This is a genomic window from Streptomyces sp. NPDC029956, assembly GCF_055574655.1.
Genome location: NZ_JBVHZJ010000016.1, coordinates 77,763 through 89,804 on the forward strand (window position 1 = coordinate 77,763; position 12,042 = coordinate 89,804).

8 protein-coding genes are annotated in these 12,042 nt (G+C 70.9%); 6 read left to right on the plus strand and 2 right to left on the minus strand.

Going from position 1 to position 12,042, the window contains the following annotated elements; all coding sequences use genetic code 11:
• The first annotated feature begins 5 nt into the window (after positions 1-5).
• From nuoL to ACZ4XX_RS15590, 5 genes are all read left to right on the plus strand, one after another.
• Complete coding sequence (nuoL, locus tag ACZ4XX_RS15570; RefSeq protein ID WP_468508455.1) at positions 6-1,898, plus strand: NADH-quinone oxidoreductase subunit L; 1,893 nt, start codon at positions 6-8, stop codon at positions 1,896-1,898.
• 5 nt (positions 1,899-1,903) lie between these two features.
• Positions 1,904-3,475, plus strand: coding sequence for an NADH-quinone oxidoreductase subunit M (locus tag ACZ4XX_RS15575; protein ID WP_468508456.1), 1,572 nt, complete (start codon positions 1,904-1,906; stop codon positions 3,473-3,475).
• A complete protein-coding gene (gene nuoN, locus ACZ4XX_RS15580; RefSeq protein ID WP_468508457.1) occupies positions 3,472-5,133 on the plus strand; it encodes an NADH-quinone oxidoreductase subunit NuoN in 1,662 nt (553 codons plus the stop codon). Before ACZ4XX_RS15575 ends, nuoN begins: the two co-directional genes overlap by 4 nt.
• Before the next feature lie 158 nt (positions 5,134-5,291).
• Positions 5,292-6,248, plus strand: a complete 957-nt coding sequence (locus ACZ4XX_RS15585; protein ID WP_468508458.1) for a helix-turn-helix transcriptional regulator — start codon at positions 5,292-5,294, stop codon at positions 6,246-6,248.
• A 46-nt stretch (positions 6,249-6,294) separates the two neighbouring features.
• Positions 6,295-7,119: a dioxygenase family protein gene (locus ACZ4XX_RS15590; protein ID WP_468508459.1), complete on the plus strand. Its 825-nt coding sequence runs from the start codon at positions 6,295-6,297 to the stop codon at positions 7,117-7,119.
• A gap of 9 nt (positions 7,120-7,128) precedes the next feature.
• On the opposite strand, the gene fahA is transcribed toward ACZ4XX_RS15590, so the two are convergent.
• The gene (gene fahA, locus ACZ4XX_RS15595; protein ID WP_468508460.1) at positions 7,129-8,355 is read right to left on the minus strand and encodes a fumarylacetoacetase; all 1,227 of its coding nucleotides are present in this window, start codon (positions 8,353-8,355) and stop codon (positions 7,129-7,131) included.
• Between the two features lie 291 nt (positions 8,356-8,646).
• Between fahA and ACZ4XX_RS15600 the strand changes: the two genes are divergently transcribed.
• On the plus strand, positions 8,647-9,990 hold the full coding sequence (locus ACZ4XX_RS15600; RefSeq protein ID WP_468508461.1) for a peptidase: 1,344 nt from the start codon (positions 8,647-8,649) through the stop codon (positions 9,988-9,990).
• Positions 9,991-10,029: 39 nt separating this feature from the next.
• On the opposite strand, the gene ACZ4XX_RS15605 is transcribed toward ACZ4XX_RS15600, so the two are convergent.
• Positions 10,030-12,030, minus strand: a complete 2,001-nt coding sequence (locus ACZ4XX_RS15605) for a CocE/NonD family hydrolase (RefSeq protein WP_468508462.1) — start codon at positions 12,028-12,030, stop codon at positions 10,030-10,032.
• Between the last annotated feature and the right edge of the window lie 12 nt (positions 12,031-12,042).

Here is a 12,042-nt window from a genome sequence, read left to right on the forward strand (position 1 = left end):
TGACCGTGGAAAATCTCATTGCGCTGCTCATCGGGGCACCCCTGCTCGGCGCGGCCGTCCTGCTCCTGGGCGGGCGGCGGCTCGACAGGATCGGGCACTGGATCGGCACGCTCCTCGCGGCCGCCTCCTTCGCCATCGGCCTGGCGCTCTTCGCCGACATGCTCGGCAAGAGCGCCGACGACCGGGCCCTGCACCAGCGGCTCTACACCTGGATCCCCGTCGAGGGCTTCCAGGCGGACGTCGCCTTCCAGCTCGACCAGCTGTCGATGACCTTCGTCCTGCTGATCAGCGGGGTCGGCACGCTCATCCACGTCTACTCCATCGGATACATGGAGCACGACGAGCGCCGCCGCCGCTTCTTCGGCTACCTCAACCTGTTCGTCGCGGCGATGCTCCTGCTCGTCCTCGCCGACAACTACCTGCTTCTGTACTTCGGCTGGGAGGGCGTCGGCCTCGCCTCGTACCTCCTGATCGGCTTCTGGCAGCACAAGCCCACCGCGGCCACCGCCGCGAAGAAGGCCTTCCTGGTCAACCGGGTCGGCGACATGGGCCTCTCCATCGCCATCATGATCATGTTCACCACCTTCGGCACCTTCGCCTTCGGACCGGTGCTGGCGTCGACCGGTGAGACCGGCGAGGGCACGCTGACCGCGATCGGTCTGATGCTGCTCCTCGCCGCCTGCGGCAAGTCGGCCCAGGTGCCGCTGCAGTCCTGGCTCGGGGACGCGATGGAGGGCCCGACCCCGGTCTCGGCCCTCATCCACGCGGCCACGATGGTGACCGCCGGTGTGTATCTGATCGTCCGCTCCGCCGACATCTTCAACGCCGCCCCCGACGCGCAGCTCGTCGTCACCGTGGTCGGCGCCGTCACGCTCCTCTTCGGTGCGATCGTCGGTTGCGCGAAGGACGACATCAAGAAGGCCCTCGCCGGATCGACGATGTCGCAGATCGGCTACATGATCCTGGCCGCGGGCCTCGGCCCCATCGGCTACGTCTTCGCGATCATGCACCTGGTGACCCACGGCTTCTTCAAGGCCGGTCTGTTCCTCGGTGCCGGTTCGGTCATGCACGGCATGAACGACGAGGTCGACATGCGGAAGTACGGCGGCCTGCGGAAGTACATGCCGGTCACCTTCGTCACCTTCGGTCTCGGCTACCTCGCGATCATCGGCTTCCCCGGCCTGTCCGGCTTCTTCTCCAAGGACAAGATCATCGAGGCGGCCTTCGCCAAGGGCGGCACCGAGGGCTGGATCCTCGGCGCGGTCACCCTGCTCGGCGCGGCCATCACCGCGTACTACATGACCCGCGTGATGCTGATGACGTTCTTCGGCGAGAAGCGCTGGCAGCCCGACGCGGACGGCAACCCGCCGCACCCGCACGAGTCGCCCAAGTCCATGGTCATCCCCATGGTCCTGCTCGCCGTCGGCTCCGTCGCCGCAGGCGCGTTCTTCGAGTTCGCCGGGTTCGTCGAATGGCTGGAGCCGGTCACCGGATACGCCCACGGGCACCCGCCGATCAGCGCCGCCGCGGTCACCACCGCCACCGTCGCCGTCATGGTGATCGGAGTCGGCCTCGCGTACGTCCAGTACGGGCGCAAGCCCGTCCCTGTCGTCGCCCCGCGCGGCTCGCTCCTCACCCGGGCGGCCCGCCGCGACCTCCTCCAGGACGACCTCAACCACGCCGTCTTCGTCCGCGGCGGCACCCACCTGACCCGCTCGCTCGTCTATGTCGACCACACCCTGGTCGACGGCGTGGTCAACGGCACCGCGGCCTCCGTCGGCGGACTCTCCGGCCGGCTGCGCAAGCTCCAGAACGGCTACGTCCGCTCGTACGCGGTCTCCATGTTCGGAGGTACGGCGGTGCTCATCGCCGCGACCCTGCTGATGAGGGCGGTGTAACTTCCATGTCCTTCCCGCTCCTTACGGTGACGGCAGCGGTTCCGGCGGTCGGTGCGATCCTCACCGCCGCCGTCCCCGCCGCCCGCCGCACCGCCGCCAAATGGCTGGCGCTGCTCGTCTCGCTCGCCACGCTCGTGCTCGCCGCCGTCGTCTTCGTACGGTTCGAGCCCGGCGGCGAGCGGTACCAGCTGACCGAATCGCACTCCTGGATCAAGGACTTCGGCGTCCGCTACGAGCTCGGGGTCGACGGCATCGGGGTCGCGCTCATCGCGCTGACCGCGCTGCTGATCCCGTTCATCGTGCTCGCCGGCTGGCACGACGCCGACCCTCTGGAGACCTCCTCCAAGCGGTGGCGGCCCACCCAGGGCTTCTTCGCCCTGATCCTCATGGTCGAGGCGATGGTGATCCTCTCCTTCGAGGCCACCGACGTCTTCCTCTTCTACATCCTGTTCGAAGCCATGCTCATCCCGATGTACTTCCTCATCGGCGGCTTCGGCGACCGCGCCCACGCGGGCTCCGACGAGAACGCGGCGGCCCAGCGCTCCTACGCGGCCGTCAAGTTCCTCCTCTACAACCTGGTCGGCGGCCTCATCATGCTGGCCGCCGTCATCGGGCTCTACGTGGTCGCGGGGAACTTCTCGCTCACCGAGATCGCCGAGGCGCGGGCCAACGGCTCGCTGGAGATGGCGACCAGCACCGAGCGGTGGCTGTTCCTCGGCTTCTTCTTCGCCTTCGCGGTGAAGGCGCCGCTCTGGCCGCTGCACACCTGGCTGCCGAACGCGATGGGGGAGGCGACCGCCCCGGTCGCCGTCCTCATCACCGCCGTCGTCGACAAGGTCGGCACCTTCGCGATGCTCCGCTTCTGCCTCGGGCTCTTCCCCGAGGCGAGCAAGTGGGCCACCCCGGCGATCGTCGTCCTCGCCCTCATCAGCATCGTGTACGGCGCGCTGCTCGCCGTCGGCCAGCGGGACATCAAGCGCCTGGTCGCCTACGCGTCGATCTCGCACTTCGGCTTCATCGTCCTGGGCATCTTCGCGATGACCACCCAGGGCCAGTCCGGTGCCACGCTCTACATGGTCAACCACGGCATCTCGACGGCCGCCCTGATGCTCGTCGCCGGCTTCCTGATCTCCCGGCGCGGCTCGCGGCTCATCGCCGACTACGGCGGTGTGCAGAAGGTCGCCCCGGTACTCGCCGGCACCTTCCTCATCGGCGGTCTCGCGACCCTGTCGCTGCCCGGACTCGCCCCGTTCGTCAGCGAGTTCCTCGTCCTGGTCGGCACGTACGCCCGCTATCCGGTGGCCGGTGTCATCGCCACCACCGGCATCGTCCTCGCCGCGCTCTACACCCTCGTCCTGTACCAGCGGACGATGACCGGGCCGGTGAAGGAGGAGGTGCGGGAGCTGCCCGACCTCCGCGTGCGTGAGCTGGCTGTGGTCGTCCCGCTGATCGCCCTCCTGATCTTCCTCGGGGTCTTCCCCAAGCCGCTGACGGACGTCGTCAACCCGGCCGTGCAGCACACCATGTCCGACGTCCAGCAGAAGGACCCCACCCCCGAAGTGGAGGCGGCCAAGTGAGCACCTCAGCCGTCGCATCCTCTGTCCACAGCCTGTGGACGACCGCTGCCGAACCGCTGGACAAGATCCCGGCACCCCACATCGAGTACGTCCAGCTCTCGCCCGTACTCATCGTGCTCGGCGCCGCGATCGTCAGCGTCCTCGTCGAGGCCTTCGTGCCCCGCAAGGGCCGCTACTACAGCCAGGTGTTCCTCAGCGTCGTGGCGCTCGTCGCCGCCTTCGCCGCCATCGTCGGCCTCGCGGCCGGCGGCTACGGCTCCACCAAGGCCCACATCGCGGCCATGGGCGCCATCGCCGTCGACGGACCCGCCCTCTTCCTCCAGGGCACCATTCTCCTCGCCTCCGTCGTCGCGGTCTTCACCTTCGCCGAGCGCAGGCTCGACCCGGCCGACCACGGCCACAAGGTCGACTCCTTCGCCGCCGAGGCCGCCGCCGTCCCCGGCAGCGACCACGAGAAGGCCGCGATCAAGGCCGGGTTCACCACCACCGAGGTCTTCCCGCTCGCCCTCTTCGCCATCGCCGGCATGCTCGTCTTCCCGGCGGCCAACGACCTCCTGACGCTCTTCATCGCCCTGGAGGTCTTCTCCCTCCCGCTGTACCTGCTCTGCGCCGTCGCCCGCCGCAAGCGGCTGATGTCGCAGGAGGCGGCCGTCAAGTACTTCCTGCTCGGCGCCTTCTCCTCGGCCTTCCTGCTCTTCGGGATCGCCCTGCTCTACGGCTACGCGGGCTCCGTCTCGTACGCCACCATCGCCCAGGTCGTCGACGGCTCGATCGCCACCGTCAACCCGGCGCTCGCCGACACCATGGGCAACGACGCGCTGCTGCTCATCGGCTTCGCGATGGTCCTCACCGGGCTCCTCTTCAAGGTCGGCGCCGTGCCGTTCCACATGTGGACCCCGGACGTCTACCAGGGCGCCCCGACCCCGGTCACCGGCTTCATGGCCGCCGCGACCAAGGTCGCCGCGTTCGGCGCGCTGCTCCGCCTGCTGTACGTGGTGCTGCCGGGCCTCACCTGGGACTGGCGGCCGGTCATGTGGGGCGTCGCCATCGTCACCATGCTGGGCGGTGCGATCGTCGCCATCACCCAGACCGACATCAAGCGGCTCCTCGCGTACTCGTCGATCGCGCACGCGGGCTTCCTGCTCGCCGGTGTCATCGCGGCCACACCCAGCGGAATCTCGTCCGTCCTCTTCTACCTGGGCGCCTACTCCTTCGTGACCATCGGTGCCTTCGCCGTCGTCACGCTGGTCAGGGACGCGGGCGGCGAGGCCACCCACCTCTCCAAGTGGGCCGGTCTGGGGCGCCGTTCGCCGCTCGTCGCGGCGGTCTTCGCGGTGTTCCTGCTCGCCTTCGCCGGCATCCCGCTGACCTCCGGCTTCTCCGGGAAGTTCGCGGTCTTCAAGGCGGCGGCCGACGGCGGCGCGGGCGCGCTCGTCGTGGTCGGTGTGATCTCCTCGGCGATCGCCGCGTTCTTCTACATCAGGGTCATCGTGCTCATGTTCTTCAGCGAGCCCAAGGCCGACGGCCCCACGGTCGCCGTGCCCTCGGCCCTGACGACGGTCACGATCGCGGCGGGTGTGGCGGTCACGCTGGTGCTCGGGTTCGCGCCGCAGTACTTCCTGGACCTCGCGAACCAGGCGAGCGTGTTCGTCCGGTAGTTCCGGCCGTACGCGTGAGGGGCCCGGCTCGGGGGCGAGCCGGGCCCTTCGTCGTGCGCGGGGTTCGTCGTACGCGGGGGTGACCCGCGGGAGGTGTCCGTGCCATCGTGGGAACCGCCCCCAGTGGTCTGTACCAGTAGAGGAGAGGGAGCCGCACCATGAGCGGCACGACCGCCTTACCCGGGACCCCCTGCGCCACCCCCAGAGCCGGCGACCCGCCCATGCACCGCCTGGAGGTCCGGCTGCCCGACCAGGTGCCCTTCGCCGTGGGGACCTTCGACACCATCGGCCCGATGTCCAGGGCCGCCTTCCCGCACCGGCACACCTTCTACGAGATCGTCCACGTCACCGCCGGGACCGGCACCCATGTCGTGGACCTCGCCCGCTGGGAACTCCACCCGCCCCACCTGGGCCTCATCCTGCCCGGACAGCTGCACCACTGGGAGGACATCCGGGGCCTGGACGGCACCGTCGTCCTCTTCACCGAGGACTTCCTCCTCGACCACCCCGGCGACCGGGACCTCCTGCGCCGCCTCGGCGAGCGGCCCTGGCTCACCCTCGACGGACCCTCGCACGCGCGGACCGGCCGCCTGATGGGCGAACTCATCGAGGAGTACGGGCACGGCGCCGACGGCTTCGCGACCGTCCTGCGCTCCCTGCTGCACGTCCTCCTGGTCCGTACCGCGCGCCTGCGTGGCCCCGGCACCCGCACGGCCCCGCCGGGCAGGCCCGCGGCCGTCGCCGAGGACTTCGCCCGCCTCCTCGCCCGGCCCGGAACGGACGGGGCGACCGTGCGGGAGTGCGCCGAGCTGATCGGCGTCACCCCGGGCTACCTCGCCGAAGCCGTCCGGGCGGCCACCGGCCGCACCCCCGGAGCGCTCCTCCGCGAGGCGCGCTCCCGGGAGGCCCAACGCCTGCTGGTCGGAACAGTGCTGTCCATACGTCAGGTCGCCGCCCGGGTCGGCTTCGACGACCCCGCGTACTTCTGCCGCTTCTTCCGCCGCGAGACGGGACTCAGCCCCGGGGACTTCCGGAGGTCCCACGAGACGCGCCGCGACCGGAAACACCACGACCGCCGCGATCCGTCCATCGAAGGCGGCGCCCGGCCCGCCTAGGTTCAGTGCCGACCCCCCTCAGCCCCCACGCGAGGAGCAGCCAGGCATGGACAACGAGACCAGTACCGGGCACGTCACCCGCAAGGCGGTGCTGCGGGCCGCGATCGCGGCCGGCATCGCGGCGCCCGCGGTCCTCATGGGCGTACCGGCGCTCGCCCGTACGCTCACGGCGGGCGAGACGGCGCCCCCGCTCACGCCGGAGTGCGACGACGGCGACGACCCCACCCCGCCGCAGACCGAGGGCCCGTACTTCAAGCCCAACTCGCCCCTGCGGAACAGCCTGCTGGAGTCGGGCACGGTCGGCGTCCGGCTGACGGTGAGCGGCTACGTCTTCGGGCTCGCCTGCCGGCCGATAGCCGGCGCCCTGCTCGACTTCTGGCAGGCCGACACCAACGGCGCCTACGACAACACCGGCTTCCGGTTCCGCGGGCACCAGTTCACCGACGCCCAGGGCGCGTTCAAGCTGACCACGATCGTGCCCGGCCTCTATCCGGGCCGCACCCGGCACCTCCACGTCAAGGTGCAGGCTCCCGGGCGCCCGGTGCTCACCTCGCAGCTGTACTTCCCCGGCGAGCCCCGCAACAACACCGACAGCATCTTCGACGCCCGGCTCCTGATGAGCGTGCGGAACGCGGGCGCGGCGAAGGAGGCGGCCTTCGACTTCGTCCTGAACGTGCCGCAGAACCCCGGCCCGAGTCCGACCGCCACCGTGACCACCCAGCCGCCCGGCGGGAGTTGGGCCGCAGGGACCGCCTACCGGGCGGGCGACCTCGTCACGTACGGCGGCCCGGCCTATGTGTGCCTGCAGGCACACACGGGCCAGGCCGGCTGGGAGCCGCCGAACGTGCCCGCGCTCTGGCGGGCCGTGTAGGCGGGCCGATCAGGCCGAGGGGGCGATCCGGCCCCGGACCTCGCCAAGACCCACCCGCGTGCCGTCCGGGCCCGGCGCCCAGGCCGTCATGACGACCTCGTCGCCGTCCTCCAGGAACGTCCGCTTGCCACCGGCGAGTTCGATGGCGTCGCGGCCGTTCCAGGTGAGTTCGAGCAGCGAACCGCGCTGGTTCACCTCGGGCCCGGACACCGTGCCGGAGCCGTACAGGTCACCCGTACGCAGCGAGGCGCCGTTCACCGTCATGTGGGCCAGCTGCTGCGCGGCGGTCCAGTACATGGTGGAGAACGGCGGCTCGGCCACCGCCTCGCCGTTGATCTCCACCGTGATCCGCACGTCGAAGCCGCCCGGCTCCTCCTCGTCCGCGTCGTCCAGGTACGGAAGGAGCGGGAAGTCCCGCGCGGGCGGGGCGGTCCGGGCGGCGTCCAGCGCCTCCAGGGGCGTCACCCACGCCGCCACCGAGGTCTGGAACGACTTGCCCAGGAACGGGCCCAGCGGCACGTACTCCCAGGCCTGCACGTCCCGCGCCGACCAGTCGTTGAGCAGCGTCAGACCGAAGACGTGGTCCCGGAAGTCGGCGAGCGCGACCGGCCTGCCCAGCTCCGACGGGGTGCCGACCAGGAAGCCGACCTCCGCCTCGATGTCCAGCTTGACGGACGGGCCGAAGACCGGGGCCGGGTCCGTCGGGGCCTTGCGCTGCCCCGAGGGGCGGACGACATCGGTGCCGGAGACCACGACCGTTCCCGCGCGACCGTGGTATCCGATCGGCAGGTGCTTCCAGTTGGGCGTGAGCGCGTCGCCGTCGGGGCGGAAGATCCTGCCGACGTTCGTCGCGTGGTGCTCGCTCGCGTAGAAGTCGACGTAGTCCGCGACCTCGTACGGCAGATGCAGGGTCACCTCGTCGAGCGGGTGCAGCAGCGGCTCGATGTCCGCCCGGTGCGCGGGCACCGTCACCCAGGCCGTGAGGGCCCGGCGGACGTCACGCCAGGCGGTCCGCCCGGCCGCGAGCAGCGGGTTGAGGTGGGGCCGGTCGAGGAGCGCCGCGTACGGGGAGCCGAGCGCGTGCGCCGCGGCACCCGCGTCCAGCACGTGCCCGCCGATCCGGACGCCGAGCCGGCGCCGGTCGGGCTCGTCGGCGGTGGAGAAGACGCCGTACGGGAGGTTGTGCGGGCCGAAGGGATCGCCCTCGGCCAGATCGAGCGGGCTGTGCTCGGACATCGGTGCGGGCCTCGCTTTCCACGTGTGTGGGGGACACGTTACGGGGCTCGCAGGCGGGCGGGGATGACATGGATCACACAGAAAGTGCGGCCTCCGTGGGCAACTGAGGCGCTTTGTGTGCTTTGCGTGGTCGGAGGGTGCGCGACCCTGCTCCGAGCTGCGAAAACAGGGCTCCCGAAGGGCCGTTCCTGGCCATACGATCACGGTGGTATCGCGCCGCGTGAGGTTGCCGCAGGCGCGCGCCCCGCACTTCTCTCATCATTCCCTGACCAGGAAAAAGGGTCCCGCACTGTGAAGATTCGTCGCATCCTGGCGACCGCCGTGGCCGCCGCCGTGACCACCCCGATCGTGTTCCTCTCGGCCGCGCCCGCCTTCGCCGACACGAAGCCGACGCCCGCGTCGACGCAGAAGCCCGCGTCGGGTGACGAAGACCCCGACTTCGCCGAGTACGAGAAGCTCCTCGCCGCCGTCACGAAGGCGGAGGAGAAGGTCGACGCGCTGGAGAAGCAGCGCGTGACGCTCGTGACCGAGCTCAGGAACATGAAGCTCGACGAGGCCCTGGCGACCGAGGTCTCCGAGGCCGGGAAGGCTCTCTTGGCGGCCAAGGCCGCCAAGAAGGACGCGGACGAGAAGCTGGTCAAGGCCGAGGAGGCCCTCGCGGCCGCCACGCCGGAGCAGAAGGAGGCGGCCGAGAAGGCGGTCGCCGACGCGAAGACGGCCGTCGAGGAGGCCGCTGCCGATCTGACCGCCGCCGAGCTCCGCAACACGAGGGCGGCGGAGGCCACGAAGCCCTACTACGACGCGCGCCTCGCTCTCACTCAGAAGATCTCCCTCCTCGACGCGGACCTGATTCTGGCCCGTACCGACCTCGCCGCCGCCGAGAAGGCCCTGGAGGAGTTCGAGGAGGGCGGCTTCGGCGACTGTGAGGACGAGGACTCCCTCAAGTCCCTCAAGGTCGCGCTGAGCGGCCCGAAGACGGTCACCGCCGGCCAGAGCGCCACCTTCTCGCTGCGCGTGAGCAACTCCGCCGAGCGGACCCTCGAGGAGGTCCAGGTCGCCGTCAACGCCATGCGCCTCCCCGAGCCCGGCGAGGTCATCGACGACGAGACGGACTTCGCCGAGCGGATCATCCCCGTCGAGTGGTCCTCCGCCGACAACCTGGAGTGGACCTCGTTCACCGAGAGGTTCGACTCCATCGAGGTCGGCAAGCTCGTCAAGGGCGGCCACTACGACGTGAAGCTCCGCCTCACGGTCCCCGCCGACGCCCCCGCGGGCGAGGGAACGATCTTCAGCTTCGGCTCGTACGAGAAGTTCGACGGTGACTGCGGCGACAGCGATCAGTTCGCGCAGTCCGAGTTCGACATCCTCGCGGCCAAGACCGACAAGCCGAAGCCGACGCCCGAGCCGACCCCGTCGGAGACCACCGCGACGCCCACCCCGGCGCCCACCACCGGTGGCAACGACAACACCACCCAGCAGGGCGGCTCCTCGAACACCCCGGTGAACGGCAGCCTGGCCGCCACCGGCGCGAACGAGAACCTCACCCGGCTCGGCCTCGCGGCCGCCGCGACCGTCGCCCTCGGCGCCGGCGCGATGGTCATCGCCCGTCGCCGCAAGGCCGGCCCGAACGCGTAACCGGGCCCAGCCCCTCCCGGTCCCCCGTACGGCGTGCTCTCAGCCCGCCGTACGGGGGATCGTCTTCTCCCACGTCCGGTGGAACACGACCTCCCCGCCCTCCTTGCACACCACCTCGTTCGTCGTGAAGAACGCGTCCGCGTCACAGGTGATCTCCGAGCGGGTGTCGACCGTGACGTCCCAGGCCAGCTCCGGGCGGTGCAGCCGGATCGCCCACTCCGAGCTCGTACGGGCGGACAGCGGCCCGCTCTCGTCGATCGTGTACGTCTCCACCGCGTCCTCCGTGAACTCCAGTCCGTCCGGGTACACGCGCGTGCCGCCGTACCTCGGGTCGACCTCCAGGGTCCATTCGCCCTTCGCCACGTCCCTGACCACCACCCGCTCGGGCCGCGGCTCCTCCAGGGTGCGCGGGAAGACCACGCCGAGCGGCTCCGACTGCTCCGGCTCCTCCCATCCGACGGCGTCCTGGGTGGGGCGGCGAACCGGCAGGGTCAGGGAGGAGCCCGCCGGGTCGAGGGTGAAGCCCGCCGCGTCCGGCTGCGGCCAGATCCACGGCCAGTACGTGGACGAGACCGCGAGGCGCACCCGGTGGCCGGGCGCGAAGGCGTGGCCGATGCCGTTCAGCTCGAAGACGAAGCTCTCCGTCTCGCCGATCTGCGCCTCCACGGCCCGGTCGCGGCCGTAGCGGGCGGAGAAGTTCAGCACGCCCCGGGTGACCAGGGTGGAGGACCCGTCGGGGGCGATGTCGCAGAGCCGGGCGACGACCTGCCCGGTCGGGGCGGCCGTGCGCAGGGCGAGGCTCACCGACGGGCGGCCGAGGACCTCGACGGGCCCGCCGTCCTTCGGGACGGGGAAGTCGAAGCAGGCCGAGTGGGCGTCCTCGTCGCGCTGGTCGGGCGGCAGGTCGGCGTCGTTGCCGAAGGGGAAGAAGCGGCCCGCGTCGAGCCCGGTCTGCTGCGGCGAGTCGACCACGACCGGCACGCCCTGGAAGGCGTACGTCACGGGGGAGACGTTCGGGGAGGGCCAGGCGGGGTCGGTGACCCAGCGGCCCGGCAGCTCGTCGTACACCGTCGCCGGCAGGTGAGAGTCGCTGATCCAGGAGCGGAGCAGCGGCTCGGCCATCACGTCGTTGTCGGCGTCCTTGAGGTGGTGGTCCCACCAGCGCAGGGTCTCCTGGAGGAAGCCGATGGCCGGGCCGGGCGGCAGGCCGCGGTCCGGGTACTGGTGCGACCAGGGGCCGATGATGCCGCGCACCCGGTCCTGGGGGAGGTGCTGGACGAGCCGCAGGACGGTGTCGCGGTACGGGTCGTGCCAGCCGCCGACGGCGAGGACGGCGGCCCGGATCGCGCCGTAGTCCTCGCAGACGCTGCCGTGCCGCCAGTAGGCGTCGCGGGTCTGGTGGGAGAGCCAGGTGTGCAGGAACGGCTCCACGGTCTCCAGGCGCTTCAGCCACATCGCGCGCCACTCCTCGCCCACGTACTGCGGGTCGGGCGGGCGGCAGACGAAGGCGAGCATGGTGGCGGCCCAGGCGTGCATGTCGACGGCGAGGACCGAGCCGCCCATGTAGTGGACGTCGTTGTCGTAGCGGTCGTCGGTGGAGCAGACGGTGACGACGGCCTTGAGCGGTTCGGGGGCGAGCGCGGCGATCTGGAGCGAGTTGAAGCCGCCCCACGAGATGCCGAACATGCCGACCTTGCCGGTGCACCACGGCTGCTCGGCGAGCCAGTTCACGACGGCCACGCCGTCGGCGAGCTCGACCGGGTCGTACTCGTCGCCCGGCAGGCCCTCGCTGTTGCCGTGGCCGCGGACGTCGACCCGTACGGAGGCGTAGCCGTGACCCGCGTACCAGGGGTGGCGCTGCCAGTCCCGGGGCGCCGTCCAGTCGGTGAGCCGGTACGGCAGGTACTCCAGGAGCGCCGGCACGGGCTCGTCGGTGAGCGGCCGCCACACGCGCGCGTACAGCCGGGTTCCGTCGGGCAGCGGGATGCGGAGGTCCTCGTGGCGGGTCTCGTACGGGAACTCGGTACGGATCTTCGGCATCAGGTCACCTCA